Raw genomic sequence first — 16,428 nt, 5'->3', positions numbered from 1 at the left:
GGTTGAGCTGGACAGGTTAGCTAGGCTGGTCGCATTCATGAAAAATAGCAGCATGCTTCTGTCCCGCAGGTAGAAGCATGCTGCTTGATGTTAAGTCATAACGTGAGGCTGAACATTTCGATCGTGGTTGGCAAGCACGGCGAAACAGTCATCCCGTTGGGCAAAATCACGAACCCAGTTCAACGAGAGTGCAGCTTCCTCCTTATTGGCCATCGTGCCTGGCAAGATGCGCTCCTGCCACGATTGTTCCGCGTAGCCGACATCTGCCGCAAGCAGTACCCACCCTTGGTTCGTCTGTACGAGCACCGAGCACAGTCCTTTAGTGTGGCCCGGTGTATAAACGAAGTATAAAGTTCCGTCGTCAAACACGTCGAGACCTAACTTGTAAGGCCCGAAAGGAATCGCCTTTAACGAGAACGTATTGATCCGAACACCGTCCCACATGCTGCGAATGTAACCTACAGCTTTCTGGGCCTCGTTCCATTCAATATCGCTCGTTACTATGTTCTTCGCGTTAGCAACATGCTGAATACCGCTGACATGGTCCGCGTGCAAGTGAGATAGCATCACGATATCAATGTCACGTGCGGTATAGCCGTGAGCATGCAACTGCTCACGCACGGATGTTCCTTCGGGAAGCACTCCGTGATACATACTCATGGTTAATCTACCTAGATGCTGTTGTTGCTTCGTTCTAATGTCCTCGCTCCAGCCTGTATCGACGAGCACATTGCCCTTCGGATGTTCGATAAAATAGACAGAAACAGGGAAATGGTGTTTCTTTGATTTTGGTCGCAGCCATCCGGTAAATGGAGCAGGATGCCACGTTTTTTCATGAAAAGCCATCGCTTCGTCCATATAGACACTACCTGTATGCCATACATGAATTTTTGCAGCAGTCATCACATAACCCCCACATGTCTGAATATCATTTGTAGTTGCAATTGTTAATGCTTCTAATGTGAGTCGAATAGGCTGTCGATTCCGAGAATGATCGTGCATGCATCTGATCCATCGGAATCGAAAGGGGTCTTTTGTTTATGACATATGTATCTGTAGGGATGAGCGGTTCGAAAAAAGGTAAGCCTGGCGCGTAGTAGAAGGAGCCGTACGGTTTCAGTGCGTGCAATATTTCCATCACCTTACCCGCATACTGATAAGGATCACCGTCTTTACGCAAATGATGATGTGTAAAATGGTTCGAAAACGCCATATGCGAAATAAGGGTGCCCCACCGCTTAGGATGAAACCGAAAATCAAGCCAGTCGGCTCGCTGCAACCATCGTGCATGGCCAGCAAATTTATCAATTCCAAAAGCCTCGCAACCATGGCGCCGCAAGTACCGTACAAGCCTGCCGTTGTAGCCGCAGCCAATATCCAATACAGGTTCTTGGAGTTGATTAACGTCTATTCCAAGTAAGTGAAGTTGTAGTTCTGGACGGTATTCAAAGCATGGAATTTTGTTTAGTTGAGATAAGCCTCGTATTTTTTCAAAGAGAGACGAATGCTGCATCTGATCAAGAAATGACCGTAAATGTGAGAAATGGTGCTGAATAGCCGTTGTGAATGAATCGTACAAGCGCTGCATGCTGTCTGCGCGCAAAAGGTCGACGATAACGTCTAGATACGAAACGTAGATATGGAGAAGCCGCTGTTGTTCTGGTTTGGTCAAAATAGCAAACTGGTTCACTTCGGTCAGTTTACGTTCCATACAAGTAGACATGTATGCCGCAAGCTTCTGCCTCGTAGGGTTACGAGCAGCGAATAATTGCTGTAGCTGCGACCGATGCTCGAACGTGAAGTGCAACATTTGAGGTGAGAGACGGATCGCTCTAGGGTGGTAAGTAAACAAATTGGTCTCGCTATTGGTTTGCATCTGCAAATCAATGAAAGAAGTAACCTGATTGTGTAACGGATCGGTAAGTTCCATATAAACCTCCCTTTTTCCACACGATTTAATTGTACAGGCTAATAGTTGAATTATACGCCATTTTAAATATGAATAAAATGGATGTTAGCGCGAAGTGAACAGAGGCGCAAGTTGTTCATTGAAAATTCCAACATTTTCATGTTAAAGTCGTTATAATGTTAACTTTTCGACTCTTAAGGGGTGTGAAGTGTTGAGAAACATATTAGTAGCTGATGACGATGATAATATCCGAGAGTTAATAGGATTGTTTTTACGAGCAGAAGGGTTTCATGTAACGGAGGCATGTGACGGACAAGAAGCTTTAGAGTTAATGGAAACGTTGAAGGCCGACCTCGTCATATTAGATATTATGATGCCTGTAATGGACGGATGGGAACTATGCCGCGAATTGAGACAGCAGTTTCCAGATCTACCGCTACTAATGGTAACAGCCAAAGCGGAGCCTAGTCAGAAGATTAAAGGCTTTCAGCTTGGGACGGACGATTATATTATAAAGCCTTTTGATCCGATGGAGCTTGTTATGCGGGTGAAGGCGTTGTTACGACGATATCGTATTTATTACTCACAGGTACTACAAATAGGCGAGTACCAGTTGGACCGCAACGGCTATAAAATTATTAAAGACGACGAAGTCATGACTTTGCCGTTGAAGGAGTTTGAACTGCTGTTCAAGCTTGCCAGCTGTCAGGGGCAAATCCTAACACGGGAGCAGCTTATTCAAGATATTTGGGGTGCAGACTATGCGGGCGATGACCGCACGGTAGACGTACACATCAAGCGGTTACGAGAGCGCTTTTCGATTAATCAAGACCAGTTTCGCATCGTAACGGCGCGTAGTCTTGGTTATCGACTTGAGGTGTACGTATGATTAGAACCCTTTACGTAAGGGTGGCCCTTACCTTTATGCTAGCCGCCATTGTCGGGATGATTGTTGCTTTCGCGCTATCCAATTTTATTTTTCAGCGCGGCATGAATGAAATGGTCCAACGTGAGATGACGAAATTAGCAACCGACTATATTCGCTTCTTAGAGAACATGTCACGAGAAAAGTTTGAGGTGCTAACGAAAGGGAATTCTAAATTTGGATGGTATGACATTCACATTTACAATGAAGCAGGAGAGCGAATTTCACAGAGAGATAACCAAACCGATAATCAAAAAAATGTAAGGTTTCACGCGGAACCCGCTCAAGTGCGTCTTGTATTGGCAGGACAACAATTTCGTAGTGAACACAATTATGCGGGCTATCCGGTTATTGGAATGCCATTTAAATTTGGGGGTAAAAAGCACGCTTTTTTCATCGAAATGTTGCTTATCGAAGACCCTATTCAGACCCGGTTTATTATTACCATATTGTTAGTGTCTTTAGCTGCGGGTAGCTTATGTATTCTCATTGCCGCCCGATTTATCGTGCTGCCTCTTAACAAAATGACCGAAGCGACGAAGCGCATGGCTCGCGGTGATTTTGAAACCGAACTGCAAACCAAACGCCAAGACGAAATCGGTATTTTGGCTAATAGCTTTAATGAGATGGCACGGGAGCTTAGGCAATTAGAACAGATGAGGCAAGATTTCGTATCGAACGTATCGCATGAGATTCAATCTCCATTGACGTCCATATACGGCTTTGCAAAGGCTTTAAAGAGCGGCGTTATTCCCGAGTCGGAGCAGGGGCGCTATCTGCAAATCATTATGACGGAAAGTGAACGCATGTCTCGGTTGAGTGACAATTTACTTCAACTTGCTTCCTTAGAATCGGATCACCATCCGTTTGATCCAAGACCAGTCAATCTGGACACACAACTGCGCAAAATACTTGTGGCCTTAGAACCCCAATGGACGAGCAAGCAAATCAATGTCGATTTAGAATTAGAACCTGTGACGATTAACGCCGATGAAGATCAGATGAATCTCGTATGGACGAACATTATTAGCAACAGTATAAAGTTTACGCCAGAAGCTGGAGTGCTGCGCATCAAAGTAAGCAAGTCACTGAAGCATGCTGTGATCGTCAGCATATCTGATACGGGTATCGGTATTCCTCCGGAGGATTTAAAGCGAGTATTTGACCGTTTTTATAAGGCGGATCGATCACGTCGTCGTCACATTAGCGGTAGCGGATTAGGGTTAGCTATTGTAAAAAAAATTGTTTCCCTACATAAAGGCATTATTTATGTTGAAAGTGAACTTGGCAAAGGCACGACGGTGACCGTACGCTTGCCGCTACCGCCCTGGAAGAGCAATGTCATTATCGGGAAGATTGCGGCTAGAAAAAATAAGACGGCACCCATGGATGTGAACAAATAAAAAGAGAGGCTGATGCGCGAAGTAACTATTCGATGCAACAGCCTTTTCGTGTGAATGCTATAACTGAATACCGAACCAGTGCTGAAGTTGCTTATTAAATTGTTCATCGCTTGAAATGTCTGTTTTCGTAGCTGTATGATCTATCGTTACGGTTAGACTATCTTTCGTCAATGTCGTATGGCCTTTATGTGTCAGCTTCATAACGATGGGACCCTTATTAAAGATAGAGTACTCACTATGCACAACATCGTGCTGCACCCGATTCGCTTCCTCGATACCGACGGCATTTATCCGAAAAGCATAGGCAGGTACCCAATCCACGTCATTAACTCGTTTCATTTCCAACAGATGCGTCCCAGGAGGAGCGGCTTCCCCTGAGTCCGGCTGTGCTGCGCATTCACGAATGCGATACGCTCCTGTCTTCGAGTACACCGTTGCCCCTGTAAATGGCACAGGCTGCAAAGGTAGAAATGACCCCAGACCTACGTCAACGAGCCACAGCGCCCCTTTTTCTTTTAGAACGGTCATTATATGTGTATTCCGCAGAGATGGCCATTGCGAGGTCTCTTTGTTATAGACGGTACCACACGCAAGCGATACGTCAAATCCACAGTCTAATAAAAAGTAATACATCAACGTATTTAGCTCGTAGCACAACCCGCCCCGATGTCGAGTAGCTATTTTGTGGATTACATTTTCACGATTAATCGGTTGAAAATCATTATGCACAATACTTAAATTTTCAAAAGGAATAACGTCTGCCATTCGCTGCATAAGGCCCGCGATATGCTCAAAAGTCCATGTTTCATTCGCAGGCAATTGAAGTTTGTGAAGAAGTTGTTGCTGAAATGAGGTCATACGAAATCCTCCTTTTGTTGAGGCACCATTCTGTTTCATTGCTATTTAACTGTTATTAATGTTATTCTGATTTTACAAACAATTAAGTTTAAAAAGTTTCTTTTTGCACATTTAACCATAAACATTTTAAAAATGCAAGCGATGCGAATGTGGTAAACTATTAAAATAGACTTATCGTTGAGAAGGTGAATACGTTGAGCAGTCATAGCGGTGGAACACGAGAAGAAATCCTGCTTATGCTAAAAAAACAAAAAAAACTGACCGTAACCGAGATGGCTTTACAGCTAGGAATTACAGAAATGGGTGTACGTCGTCATCTGCAAACATTGGAGCGCGATCAGCTGCTAGATTTTACGGATGTTCGGCAGGCGATGGGTAGACCTGTGCGTGTATATGTATTATCGGCAAAAGGGGAAGAGCAGTTCCCACGAAATTACTCCAATATGACGGTCGAGTTTTTGGACGACATTCAAGATATGTATGGTGAAGATGCTGTGGACAACTTGTTCAATAAACGGGAACAGCGCTTGTATAACAGCTACTCTAATAAGATGGAACAGAAGAGCCTCAAGGAACGTGTGCAGGAACTGGCCAATATCCAAAATAAGAACGGCTATATGGTAGAGTGGACGGAGCGCGAGGATGGTGCCTTTGAATTTGTGGAATACAATTGCCCGATTTCAGCGGTAGCTAATAAGTATCAGACAGCATGCTCATGCGAACTGTCCCTGTTCAAGAAAGTGCTAAGCACGGAACGGGTTGAGCAGGTGGGGTGCATGGCAAAAGGGAAAGAATGCTGTAAATATATTATACAGGACTGAAATTCCATATGAATTCAAAAAACTTGTGCCTCCTTTTCAGAAGGGGACAAGTTTTTTTGAATTTGAGAGCATTGTGATTAAAAATTGTCGACAGAAGTTGACATTGCCTAGATTGAAAGGTATTTTAAAACTAGTAAAATGCAGGCCATTTATTTTGAAAGCTAACTACCTAATACATATTTACAACCTCTAAGTCAGTCTTCTTTCTTTACCAAGTGACATATTTGACTACAGTTCATATTTTGACCTCATTAGATTAGAACTACACAGATGAACGTACATCTCTCTCATCAAGTATGCACGAAGACAAATCTATCTATCGTTATTCAGTATCCGCTCGCTTACCTACTATCAGCTAGATTCGACATCAATTACAGTTCATATTCCGTTCATATTCGTTTGTTAGTTTAGAAAATGTGACGGTGCAATGGAAATGAAGTTGAAGGAGGAGACTATGAACGCGCTCATACGGTTCTCAATGAAAAATGTGGCCGCGCTTGTTATCATGATGGCGATTTTGTTCGGTGGCGGTCTTATCGTTGCTTCAAGCTTAAAGATTGATTTGATGCCGAACATTGCGTTTCCTGTCGTTATTGTGGAAACAAAGTATAATGCGTCTGCGCAAGATATAATCGAAAAAGTGACCAAACCACTTGAGAAAAAAATCTCGGGCGTTGACAAGATCAGGTCAATTGAATCTCAAACAGGCGAAGGTGTCTCTCTTATTTTCGTGACGTTACAAGATGGAGAAGATGCTGTCCGCAAGAAGACGGATTTGGAGGCCTTACTACAGGAGGTTACACTCCCAGAAGACATAAAGCCTAAGCTCTCCACATTTGGCTTTTCTTCAATGCCATCCTATTACTTAGCTCTACATGCGGATAAAGGTATTTCCCAAGAACAACTGGAAGATCATTTTCAAAAGACGATTAAACCGGCATTCGATAGCCTCCCAGGTATTGACAAGATGGATGTTATCGGAAAGCGAGAAACAAGAATTGAAATTAATTTGCAAGGTGAAGCCTTAAGAAATTATGGATTGAATCCACAAGACGTTTCTAGTGAAATTCAAAAAGTGCTTTTAAATGGACCAGCAGGAATGGTTAATCTCGATGGCAACAAATTAATTGCCCGGGTGGAAGGCAACATCACAAATATTTATGATCTTGACCGTATCGAGCTGTTAGCTAAGACTGGACAATCGGTTCGTCTTGATGAGATTGGCAAGGTTGAAACGATAAGCACATCCGACTTTGTTGGCCGAATCGATGAAAAGCCAGCGATCGGTATTGTATTGTACAAAACGGCGAGTACAAATATGGTGCAATTTACGGACAGCACTGATGCTCTTATCGAAAAATGGAAAACGACGCTTCCTGGCGTACATTTTCAGAAAGTGTTCAATTCCTCCGTTGAGATCAAGTCATCCATTAGTGGACTGATACGTGAAGGGTTAATCGGGGCGTTGCTTGCATCCCTCATGATTCTCCTGTTTCTGAAAAATATGCGGATGACGATCATCGTACTCGTATCGATTCCGTTATCCATCGTTATTGCCCTACTGATCATGAAATGGTTGGACATTTCACTCAACATTATGACATTGGGTGGTCTGTTTATTGCAGTGGGAAGGGTGGTTGACGACAGTATCGTCGTTATCGAGAATATATATACCCGGCTCGAGCGAGCACAGCAAAGAAATGAATCTGTTATCTTGCTTGCTACGAAAGAGGTCGCCAACGCAATAACGTCATCCACGTTGACGACTGTAGGTGTATTTATGCCTATCGGTATGGTTAGTGGTCAGACCGGTCAGCTATTTAGGCCATTTGCACTTACCATGAGCAGCGCATTGATGGCTTCCTTACTCGTTGCGCTTACGGTAATTCCGATGCTTGCAAAAGTGATGGTATTAGGACAAAAGAAAATTCACGTACATGACGAGAGCAAGCCGACTCCGCTGAAGACGTTTTATCGTCGTTGCTTAGAGTGGTCGTTGAATCACCGCATCAAAACAATGCTCCTCTCGTTGCTCGTCTTTATTGGGACGATGGTTCCATTAACACCACAGTTGGCATTTACGTTTATGCCGCAAAATGAACCATCGCGGGCTTTCTATTTTACAATCAAGTTGCCCCCAGGTGGATCGCTAAAATCAATGGATTTAGCGACTAAAGAGCTCGAAGCTGTACTTCGTGCAGGTAAAGACAGTGAGGGTAAGTCTCTCTTTACCTTTATAGAAACACTTGTCGGGTACAATGGCTCTAAGTATGCACAAATAAATAATGCGCATATGTATACCGAGGTAACTAAGGCTGCTAATGTAGACCAAGTGAAGAAAGAGTATAAAGAAAGACTTCTAAAGATGCTGCCTACAGGTTCGGAAGTTGAAACACAATCCTACTCGCTGACTGAGGGTTCAGGAGGAAGTGACTTCCAATACAACATTAGAGGTACAGAGACAGATCAAATTATACAAGCTGTGAACATGATTAAGACAGAAATGAAAAAAATGCCAGAATTGTTCGAAGTTAAAGATTCGATGAGTACGCTAAAATCAGAGATCGTCGTTGCAGTCGATCAACAGAAAGCAAGCCAATACGGATTTACAGCAGGCTTTGTACAAGAATCGTTAGCAACTTGGTTGTATGAAGCTCCGTTGGGTGATCAACGTTTCGCTCAAGGCACGTGGCCAACAGTTGTGAAAATGAGTGAAGCGGATGTCAGCAGCTTGGACGCTGTTAGACAAATCAAGTTGAAATCGCCTGCAAACGAAACCGTACTCGTTGGCGATATCGCTGAAGTGAAGCGCGTAGAGTCACAGTCAATGATCTCCCGCAAGAAGCAGGAGCAGACAGTAACCATTTCGGCTAAAATTATTGGCCAAGATAAAGGGCGTTTAAGTGGTGAAATTTCTGCGAAGCTAGGACAAATCAAAATGCCTTACGGAGTTACGGTGGATGTCGGTGGTGTATCAGAACAAATCGATGAAAGCTTTGGGCAATTATTCTTAGCTATGGCTGGAGCCATATTTATCGTGTATCTCATTATGGTGCTAGCTTTCGGAAATGCGAGTGCTCCGTTTGCTATCCTATTCTCACTACCGTTTGCAGCAATTGGTGGTGTTATAGCCCTATTTATAACAAATGAATCCATCAATATTACTTCCCTGATTGGATTTATGATGCTTATCGGAATCGTAGTTACGAATGCAATCGTTTATATTGACAAAGCGCAACAGCTGCGGGAAGAAGGAATGGATGTTCGCGGTGCCCTTATCGAGGCAGGTTTAGTCCGGATGCGTCCAATCATCATGACAGCTGGGGCAACGATTATGGCGTTGCTACCACTCGGGCTTGGTTTCGGTACCGGTACGTTGATTTCGAAAGGTTTGGCTGTTGTTGTAATTGGTGGCTTGACCGTATCGACGGTGTTGACGTTAATTGTTGTGCCAGTCGTGTATGATTTACTCGAAAGCTTCAAGAACAGAATGAAGCGAATCGGGCGTGGTAAAGAAACGAATGTGACAACATAGGCCTCAGGAAAGGAGATATTAACGAGATGAATGATGTGCGACGCACGGACAGCAAACTCTCAAGACGGAATCGAGCATACAAGTTATTAGCTGCCATTACGGCAAGCTTGGTTCTATTATCGGCATGTTCTGCTGCTCCAGCAGCAGAGGAAACGAAAGCCCAAACGGATAATGCTCAGGCAACAACGTTAAAAGTAGGGATTTTAAAAGTGACAAATAAGCCTATCGGTAAGCCTGAGGAAGTGATAGGTGATATTGTGCCATCTGTGACGATGGACATTACTCCAAAAGGTAATGGCGATGTCATCGAGGTATTTAAGAAGCGGGGTGATTTCGTAAAAAAAGGCGAGCTTCTAGCTCGTCTTGATACGGAAGCGGTTCGTGGTAAAAAGAGAAGAGCTGAAATTGCTTTGCAAAAAGCAAGAGCTGATCTCACTAAGGCAGAAGCAGACAAGAAGTTTGGGAAAAAAGAGAAGCAGGATGCGGTAACGAAGGCGGAACGCGATCTTGAGAAGCAACAAAAGGAACTGAACAAGCTGAAGAACGGCTATGATGAGGGCACCGTAGAGAAATCGGAAGTGGATAAATTCGAAGCGACATTTAAAAATAGCGTGATCGATTTAGAAGCGCTCAAAACAAAGCTGTTCGCACATGATAGCCAAAATACGCTGTTAGCGGAAAAGAACGGGATTTCTAGTGCGGAGCTCGATATTCAGGAGGCTAATCAAACCTTACAACATGCGGATATCAAAGCCCCTACTACAGGCTTGTTGACCGAATGGAACTTGCTTTCAGGTATGAACGTTGCCCAAGGAACGAAGCAAGGTCAGATTACGAATATTGATCCGATTACTGTGAAGGCAAAATTAACAGAAACGGCGCTGGAATTCGTGAAAGGGAAGAAGGCACTTACCTTTTATATTTCCGGAAATTCGCAACAAACGTATACCGGAACAATCTCATACTTGTCTGAAGTGATGGATGTAAACACACGTACGTATACGTTGGAATTGAAAGCAGACAATGCGAAGCGTCTGTTGAAGCCAGGTATAAAGATCCAATTGAGATTAGAAAATGAGTCAGCTCGTAATGTTCCAGCTATACCAACAACGTCTATTATTCGAGAACATGGTGCCACATTCGTGTTTATCTACAAAGATGGAGCTGCGCTGAAACGTCCAGTCAAATTGGGGGCCTTAGTCGGATCCGAATACGAAGTTATTGACGGATTGCAAGCAGGGGAGACCATTATTGTAGCTGGACAGCATGAAGTCAAAGATAAACAGCGAGTGGAGCTGACCAAGTAGGGAGGGAGCCGACATGAACCATATGTATATGCGAATCGTGGCGGGATTAATATTGTTAGGCTTCGGTACGAGTGCCGGGCAAACATACGCTTATTCACAAGCAACTGCTCAAGTAGCTGCTGTACAACCAAAACAGTCTCAAAGCAGCACACAAAAGCCTGTTGCTCCAACAACGAAAAAACCGTCGACAGCTATCAAAGCAGATGGATTAAAGAAAATAAAAGACAAATACGGCATCAGTATCGTAGTGAAAGATGTCATTCATGATCGTAATTTAACGAAACAACAAATTGCGGTTGTCTTGCAAGTTACGAATTTGACGAAAAAAAATATTCATTTACCGAAATACGGGCTGTATGTAAGGATGACTCAGGGTGAAGAGTTTGAAATGGAAGCAAGCGAAACGAATGCCAAGGTACTCTTACCAGGAGCGACGACACAGTGGCGCTATCTGAAGCAGTTTACCTCGGAAAAGGAGCTTACGCCGTTCCGTTTCTTGTGGAAGGAAATTGACCGTGAAGTTTATCCCAAAGTAGAGCGTATTATGGGCGAGATGCCTGTACCGAAACAAAAGTGGGAAAATGATTATACGGCTATTACATCGCCTGATGCTATTAAGGGATGGCATGAGTCATTCCAATTATCGTCAGCCACTAACCCTGCTAATGCATCGATGCTTATTTATACGCCACAGAGCGTAGTACGCAGCTCTGGTAAGCCAGAGAAGCCATCGATGAAAGGACAGCAGAAGTTGGAGACGGTTCACATCGTGACCCTTCGTGTTGAGAATCGTAACAATGTGAGTGAAACGATACCGAATTTCAAATTGATGGCTTGGTCCCACAGTGATGTGTATCAAAGCTCGCGTTTGGAAGAGAAGCCTGTTACGCTCCAGCCAGGAGAACGGACGAATGTTCGGTTTGCCGTTGCAACAGGAGACCAGACTGAATTAACGAGTTTGCAAATTCAAATGCCAGAAACGTTTGTGCCGCGTAATGCTAAGGATGACACACAAAACATTACGTATCATGTAGGCCGAATCAATATCCAAGTTCCAACTACAGCGGTGGCGAAGATTACAGCTGTTGAAGCTTCTATGAAATCACCGCTTCCATTAGAAGATGCTAAAGAACTGTTTCCTGAAGGGGTAAAGCTGTCCGTTGAGGAACAGACCCTCTTGAGCAATAAAGAGGTTGGATTTAAAGCTATGCTTGTACGTTATAAGCTGGCGAATACGAGCGCATCGACCGTGAAGCCAAAGCCGTTCCACGCTGAACTGGAAACGAAAGATGGAGCGATTTTTGGTGGCGTCCAAGTTGAAAAATTACCGGAGCAGCTTGTACCGAATACAGCTGTCGTACTCACACATGTCTTTGTTATTCCGGACTTGGAGCAAGGATATAACCTGTCAATGCGTATCGTTGATAAACGCGAAGAAGGGAAATATCCAGTCGTTGTTGGTATATTCAACGTGAAATATACGTTGGATAATACAGGCGACAAAAACCTTCATATGTACCCGTTTGAAGTTGTCTTAGACAACTGGAAGTTCGAAATCGTGACTGGGGATATGGGAGGAACGAGCAGCGGTGTGAACTTGAAACTAAGAACAACCGTTGTGCGCCAAATTCAAGTCATGTCTGATCCGAATATGCATAAATTGCAATTGGAGTTAGTAGATGCACACAATAAGCTGCTTGCTACAAAGCAGTATTCGTTATCGGGAGATCCGAAATTGCCGAATGGCGAGCACGATGTAGCGTTTGGAAATATTAATATTTTCAACAATAATGTAAGAACGCCGCTGATGGTGAACTTCTATGAAGTCGTTGAGACTCCGACTCACGGAGCCGTCAAGCGATACCTCGGAAAAGTTGTGAATAATTAAAGCTTACGCGTAACGATGTGTGATGTTCGAGTACCCCTTAGATGAAGGGCAGTAGCTATCCTGTGTTATTTTACAGGTAGCAGCCCGGTTCTAAGGGGTTTTTTATTATGAGGAATAACGGAAATTTCATTTATATGAGCGAATTGGATAGTTGCTCGAGGGTGTGCTAAAGAACGAGCTGTTTCGTAAAGGTCACTGGTACGATATGATAGTAATGGGGTTGCTGCAGCGCGATAATGAATTAATATTGTAAATTATCCAAAGGGCAGCGCTAATAAAGTAGATTCAGTAGCTTCCAGAGGAGGTTCGTTAGTGATGAAGTCAGAAAAAGAAAAAATGATAGCTGGGGAAGCTTACCTCGCTGCCGATCCGGAATTGATCGCAGATCGCTTAAGCGCACGCAAGCTCACGCGCTTGTTCAATGCAACACTGGAGACAGAAGTTGAGCAGCGGAGTGTGTTGCTGAAAGAGTTGTTCGGCTCTACAGGGAACAACTTGTACATGGAGCCCGATTTCCGTTGCGATTACGGGTACAACATCCATGTTGGTGAGAACTTTTACGCTAACTTTAATTGTGTGATTTTGGATGTGTGTGAAGTACGCATTGGCAAAAATGCAATGCTTGCACCATGCGTTCAGATTTATACGGCTTACCATCCGCTTGATGCGGCTACGCGTATCTCAGGTGTTGAGTACGGGGCACCGATAACGATCGGAGATAATGTATGGATTGGCGGGGGAGCGATCATTATGCCAGGCGTTACGATTGGCGACAATGTCGTCATCGGTGCTGGAAGTGTAGTGACGAAGGATATTCCAGCAAATGTTGTCGTGGCAGGAAATCCAGGCCGTGTTATTAAGCAATTAAGTAATTAAGCGAATAGAGCATATTAGAGCATATGTAACCTATAGGAATGGCCTTGTAACCAGTCTTGTAACTATTCAGTTTAAAATGCGTCAAAAAGAAGCCCTGTTACTTAATTGCAGGGCTTCTTTACGTTATAGCATGGTTGACGCTATCGTTATGGCTTGGATGGCAGTGGGGTCGACCAATCGACCGTGTGCGACCGTACTTTGACTTTCGGTTTCAGTATCATTTGCTGTGGTAGCTTCTTCATGCCCTCAAAAAAGAACCACTTGCGAATATGATATGAACCGTCCGCTGCACGCTTTGGAGCTAAGTCTTCCGTATACTCCAGCGGAGTTCCCTTTTCGTCAGTAATAGTCCAAGCACTATATAAGGCGGTACCCAGAGGATGTGTCATATCCATTTCTAAGATAAAGCCTTCTCCTTTATAAGTTCCAGACCCATTCACCAGCTTGACTGTGGTAATGTCTTGTTTACCTTGTTGTTTTATCGGTTTAACACGAATAGTTGTGCCCTCATGAACAACAGTTAACGGCTCTGTCGTTGTTCTTGCTGCGTTTGAATGAAGCTTGAGCGCTAACTGAAGAGGCTCGTTCGTATAAATAGACTTAAGCTCAAATATCAAATGTTGCTTATTTCCGAATGGCAAATAACTGTGCTGCTCATAACCTCCGCTCCCAAAAAAGGCTTCGCGAACGATGTTTTTATGACCAAGCTGCATTTGCCCTTGCGACATACCATCCCAAGCCGCAACGATATTCCCTTGCTGATCCTTGATTTGATAGAACAAACCGTACCAATCAAGCATAATATCTTGTCGTTGTTCCGCCTTCATATCTTTCAACCGTTTCGCCCACACCTCGGTGTTGCTTGTGTGCAAAAATAGCTCCGAGCGACTCGGCCCATGACGCAACTGCAATAGCGAAATATCGAGACCAAGTGGAGACAAATGTGACTTGTCCAGCATCATCCAATTTGAAGCTGCCTTTGCTTTTTGAATATCAATCGGAACCTTTACATGCCACATTCCATTTGTATCGCCAATTTGGTTTACATTAAACTTTATATAAACCTTATCTGGAATTTCATTCAAGGCTTTGACTGCGCCTTTATCCAAGGAAGAATGAATCGGAAGTTGCAGCACCGTATCAAGATGGTGTTGGGACCAGCTTAACTGCGTTTGCTGAATCGGCTTGTTGGACTCATCTAGCAACTCAAATGTGTTGATAGGAGGGACAAGCTTATCGCTTCCTGGCGGTGGATCAGACCAAAGGGCATGTTTCATTACTAATTCGGTTGAAACGGGTTTCCCATTGTAGTGAAGACGAAATGCAATTGATAGCTGTAACGGATCGAGCAGCGCTTCTTTAACAATTAACGTGTAGCCTTTATCAGTCACTTTCATATCAATGGGCAGCGCGTGGCCTTGTTGAGCTGCTTGTTTGGTACCTTCATGACTTTTGTAAAAAAGAAATAATGACTTTACATACGCTGCAAATGTCGGCGACATATAGGCACCAAGCATAGAGGCGGCAATAAACATGGTTGTACTTGCTAAAGCTACGATTTTAATTCGTTTACGGCGAGATTGTTGTGCCCGACGTTTACGTTGTTGGCGAGTCTCAACGGGGCGCTCTATACCAAGCTCAGAGTCTGGCACAGTCCAATGTTGCAAGGGCTGTGTGAATTCATTCTCATGCCCAGCCATATCAAAATGAAACCGTGACTGTGTTCGTTCGTCATTGTTCGTTTTCCAATGCAGGGGCTTCTTACCTTCGATAGCGGCCATGACATTGGAAGCGAACGACTCTGGTAACGGTGGACAATAGCTTAACGTATCCAGCAGCGCGGTTTCCATTTGATACATTTCTAACTGTGAACGACATGTTGTACAACGCTCTAGGTGAGCATGAAATAAAATCGCTTCATCTTTCGTTACATCGTTATAGAGGTATTTCATGAACTGATCAAACTTCAAGCAATTCATAGAACTTACCTCCTTGTGTGGATTGTTGGACAATCATTTCCCGTAATTTTTTACGAGCGCGATGCAATCTGATTTGTACCGTGCTTACAGGAAGTCCAATAACATCGCTAATTTCGTTATAACTTAACTGCTGGACGTGGCGTAGTAAAATAACATCGCGGTAGTCAGGCGGAAGCTGAATGACTAGTTGCCACAATGTATCCGTTTGCTCTTTTTCCAGTAATATATCTTCTGGAGTTACTTGTTCGGGAATTTCAATGTCGAGTAGCGGTATATGTTGTATTCGCTTTCGTTTACGAATTTCGTCGATACAATGATGATAAGCAATTCGGCTTAGCCATGTCCAAAACGATCCTTGATGCGTATAGCGATGCAAATTCAAGTAAGCTTTAATAAACACTTCCTGTGTCATATCTTGCGCGTCTTGAGTTTGTCCCATCATTCTATAAATAAACGCATACAGCCGTTGTTTATGTTTATTAATGAGTTGCACGTATGAATCTTGATCCCCTTCTAAAATAAGCTTTATAAGCGTAACATCATCCTGCATGATAACATCCTCCAACAGATAAAGACACCTGCAAATAGAAACGGTTATCGTTACTTTAGAAATGAAAAGGAGCCGTTTCTCCATTATTTTCATATTTAAGAAGCTCAAAAAAAGGTATTAGTATACCTTACTTCATTAGAACGAAAATCGTTGCATAATTCTTACACATTTTTCGGAAAATCATAACAAAAAATTTATAGCTTCTTAAAATCGTATTTCATAGCCGTAAATAAGCGAAATAATCCATTATGATTCGGTTTATATGACGTTGTATTTTGGAAATTACCTGTACGGAATAAAAATTCCGTACTTTTTTGTGTATTTATTGTGTATCAAATATTTAATATTGTGCATTAAATAAATATGTGATACATTAT

General features: G+C 43.3%; 12 protein-coding genes. 7 read left to right on the top strand and 5 right to left on the bottom strand.

Features of this window, described 5'->3' with window-relative positions; genetic code table 11:
- Window positions 1-90: 90 nt before the first annotated feature.
- Together KIK04_RS07185 and KIK04_RS07180 are read right to left on the bottom strand one after the other, a co-directional pair.
- A complete protein-coding gene (locus KIK04_RS07185; protein ID WP_232277594.1) occupies window positions 91-903 on the bottom strand; it encodes an N-acyl homoserine lactonase family protein in 813 nt (270 codons plus the stop codon).
- 25 nt (window positions 904-928) lie between these two features.
- Complete coding sequence (locus tag KIK04_RS07180; RefSeq protein WP_232277593.1) at window positions 929-1,930, bottom strand: class I SAM-dependent methyltransferase; 1,002 nt, start codon at window positions 1,928-1,930, stop codon at window positions 929-931.
- Between the two features lie 190 nt (window positions 1,931-2,120).
- Here KIK04_RS07180 and KIK04_RS07175 point away from each other — a divergent pair, with 190 nt between their 5' ends.
- Both KIK04_RS07175 and KIK04_RS07170 read left to right on the top strand, forming a co-directional pair.
- Window positions 2,121-2,798 carry a response regulator transcription factor gene (locus KIK04_RS07175; protein ID WP_269671005.1) on the top strand — a complete coding sequence of 226 codons (678 nt, stop codon included), beginning with the start codon at window positions 2,121-2,123 and terminating at the stop codon, window positions 2,796-2,798.
- A gap of 35 nt (window positions 2,799-2,833) precedes the next feature.
- Window positions 2,834-4,237: a HAMP domain-containing sensor histidine kinase gene (locus KIK04_RS07170; RefSeq protein WP_232277591.1), complete on the top strand. Its 1,404-nt coding sequence runs from the start codon at window positions 2,834-2,836 to the stop codon at window positions 4,235-4,237.
- Between the two features lie 57 nt (window positions 4,238-4,294).
- Here the strand turns inward: KIK04_RS07170 and KIK04_RS07165 are convergent, their stop codons facing one another.
- Window positions 4,295-5,095: an arylamine N-acetyltransferase family protein gene (locus KIK04_RS07165; RefSeq protein ID WP_232277590.1), complete on the bottom strand. Its 801-nt coding sequence runs from the start codon at window positions 5,093-5,095 to the stop codon at window positions 4,295-4,297.
- A gap of 185 nt (window positions 5,096-5,280) precedes the next feature.
- Between KIK04_RS07165 and KIK04_RS07160 the strand changes: the two genes are divergently transcribed.
- The 5 genes from KIK04_RS07160 (at window position 5,281) to KIK04_RS07140 (ending at window position 13,522) form a co-directional block, all read left to right on the top strand.
- The gene (locus KIK04_RS07160) at window positions 5,281-5,916 is read left to right on the top strand and encodes a helix-turn-helix transcriptional regulator (protein WP_332330003.1); all 636 of its coding nucleotides are present in this window, start codon (window positions 5,281-5,283) and stop codon (window positions 5,914-5,916) included.
- 454 nt (window positions 5,917-6,370) lie between these two features.
- On the top strand, window positions 6,371-9,451 hold the full coding sequence (locus KIK04_RS07155; protein WP_232277588.1) for an efflux RND transporter permease subunit: 3,081 nt from the start codon (window positions 6,371-6,373) through the stop codon (window positions 9,449-9,451).
- 26 nt (window positions 9,452-9,477) lie between these two features.
- On the top strand, window positions 9,478-10,758 hold the full coding sequence (locus KIK04_RS07150) for an efflux RND transporter periplasmic adaptor subunit (protein WP_232277587.1): 1,281 nt from the start codon (window positions 9,478-9,480) through the stop codon (window positions 10,756-10,758).
- A 13-nt stretch (window positions 10,759-10,771) separates the two neighbouring features.
- Window positions 10,772-12,646 (top strand): hypothetical protein, encoded by a 1,875-nt coding sequence (locus KIK04_RS07145; protein WP_232277586.1) that lies wholly within the window; start codon window positions 10,772-10,774, stop codon window positions 12,644-12,646.
- Between the two features lie 315 nt (window positions 12,647-12,961).
- Window positions 12,962-13,522: a sugar O-acetyltransferase gene (locus tag KIK04_RS07140; RefSeq protein ID WP_232277585.1), complete on the top strand. Its 561-nt coding sequence runs from the start codon at window positions 12,962-12,964 to the stop codon at window positions 13,520-13,522.
- 146 nt (window positions 13,523-13,668) lie between these two features.
- On the opposite strand, the gene KIK04_RS07135 is transcribed toward KIK04_RS07140, so the two are convergent.
- Window positions 13,669-15,501: a DUF4179 domain-containing protein gene (locus tag KIK04_RS07135; RefSeq protein ID WP_232277584.1), complete on the bottom strand. Its 1,833-nt coding sequence runs from the start codon at window positions 15,499-15,501 to the stop codon at window positions 13,669-13,671.
- A complete protein-coding gene (locus KIK04_RS07130) occupies window positions 15,482-16,051 on the bottom strand; it encodes an RNA polymerase sigma factor (RefSeq protein ID WP_232277583.1) in 570 nt (189 codons plus the stop codon). The genes KIK04_RS07135 and KIK04_RS07130 overlap by 20 nt, the downstream gene beginning before the upstream one ends.
- Window positions 16,052-16,428: the final 377 nt, after the last annotated feature.

The sequence above is a fragment of the Paenibacillus sp. 481 genome (genome assembly GCF_021223605.1).
Lineage (GTDB): Bacteria > Bacillota > Bacilli > Paenibacillales > Paenibacillaceae > Paenibacillus_B.
Note: the sequence above shows the minus strand (reverse complement) of the source record. Positions and strands in the feature narration are given on the sequence as shown.

What these genes read in the sequence shown, in the direction of transcription:
- KIK04_RS07185 (WP_232277594.1), bottom strand. Translation starts at nt 903, where the DNA reads ATGACTGCTGCAAAAATTCATGTATGGCATACAGGTAGTGTCTATATG.
- KIK04_RS07180 (WP_232277593.1), bottom strand. Translation starts at nt 1,930, where the DNA reads ATGGAACTTACCGATCCGTTACACAATCAGGTTACTTCTTTCATTGAT.
- KIK04_RS07170 (WP_232277591.1), top strand. Translation starts at nt 2,834, where the DNA reads ATGCTAGCCGCCATTGTCGGGATGATTGTTGCTTTCGCGCTATCCAAT.
- KIK04_RS07165 (WP_232277590.1), bottom strand. Translation starts at nt 5,095, where the DNA reads ATGACCTCATTTCAGCAACAACTTCTTCACAAACTTCAATTGCCTGCG.
- KIK04_RS07155 (WP_232277588.1), top strand. Translation starts at nt 6,371, where the DNA reads ATGAACGCGCTCATACGGTTCTCAATGAAAAATGTGGCCGCGCTTGTT.
- KIK04_RS07150 (WP_232277587.1), top strand. Translation starts at nt 9,478, where the DNA reads ATGAATGATGTGCGACGCACGGACAGCAAACTCTCAAGACGGAATCGA.
- KIK04_RS07145 (WP_232277586.1), top strand. Translation starts at nt 10,772, where the DNA reads ATGAACCATATGTATATGCGAATCGTGGCGGGATTAATATTGTTAGGC.
- KIK04_RS07140 (WP_232277585.1), top strand. Translation starts at nt 12,962, where the DNA reads ATGAAGTCAGAAAAAGAAAAAATGATAGCTGGGGAAGCTTACCTCGCT.
- KIK04_RS07135 (WP_232277584.1), bottom strand. Translation starts at nt 15,501, where the DNA reads ATGAATTGCTTGAAGTTTGATCAGTTCATGAAATACCTCTATAACGAT.
- KIK04_RS07130 (WP_232277583.1), bottom strand. Translation starts at nt 16,051, where the DNA reads ATGCAGGATGATGTTACGCTTATAAAGCTTATTTTAGAAGGGGATCAA.